Annotated in this window: 1 pseudogene; it reads left to right on the top strand. The window is 71.4% G+C overall.

What is annotated here, in order from left to right:
- Positions 1-1,075: pseudogene (locus IH48_RS33860) on the top strand (hypothetical protein); the annotation flags it as partial.

Here is a 1,075-nt window from a genome sequence, read left to right on the forward strand (position 1 = left end):
GGCAATCGGCGTACCGACGCTCGGAGAGGTCGCGGAGCGCGAGGCCGCCGCCCGCCTCCAGGCCGCCATCAAGGTCGCGGCCGAGAACAACGTCTCCGACCACGAGAAGCTGTGGGAGGCGCTGGACGCGCTGCGGATCGAGAAGTCCGCGTTCCCCGACATGGACAAGCTGCCGACCGTGGCCGAGGAGGGCTTCCGGCGGCTGCGCGGGTTCTTCAACCCGGACACGAACGAGTGGTGGGTGATCAACCCCGTCGTCCAGGAGGCCGCCGTACAGGCCGGGATCGACAACCTGTCGGCCGCGCTGCGGGAGCTCCACGGGCTCGGTGTCCACCTGCGCAACGCGGGCCGGAACGTGCAGCGCAAGCTGCCGAAGGAGATCCGGGGCGCGGGCCTGGGTGAGCGGATGCACTGCTTCAACGTCCAGCGGGCGGCCGAGCTGTTCGCCCCGGACGAGCCGGACGACGACGGCGGGCAGTTCCCGGGCGGGGCTGCACCCGGGGGCTACCCCGGCGAGGGTCCGGTAGCCCCGGACGACCAGGCCCCGGCCAGCGATGGGGCTACCGGGGCTGCGGGTCCTACCCCGCTGCCCTTCGAGTTCCCCGACCAGGAGGCCGCCCCGGCTGAAGAGGCCACGGCCTCGCGGGCTCACGAGGCCACCACGACGGCGGTGTTCCCGGCGGCGGTCGCCGCGGTGACCGACCAGGAGTGGGCGGACCTGGTGGCGAAGGCGAAGGGGAAGACGTCGTCCGCGCTGCGGTTCGGCGTGCTGGGCAATGGCCGGCTGTTCCTGCCCAACCACGAGCCGGTACACGTACCGGTGCCGGACCACGTCGACCAGGTCCCGGCGCTCATGCAGGCGTATGGGCTGAAGACCCTGTACGTCCACGAGGAGGCCATGAAGCCGATGGGCCTGCCCACCCTCAAGGAGCGCCAGGCCCTCGGTGTCGCGCAGGAGCGGGAGGCGAAGGGCCTGGGTCCGACGGAGTACGTGCGCCGGATCGGAGCCCAGACCCCGGTCGCTCACGAGTCTGTCTCTTATACACATCTCCGAGCCCACGAGACTCCTGAGCAT

Source organism: Streptomyces sp. NRRL F-5126 (genome assembly GCF_000721265.1).
Classification (GTDB): Bacteria; Actinomycetota; Actinomycetes; order Streptomycetales; family Streptomycetaceae; genus Streptomyces.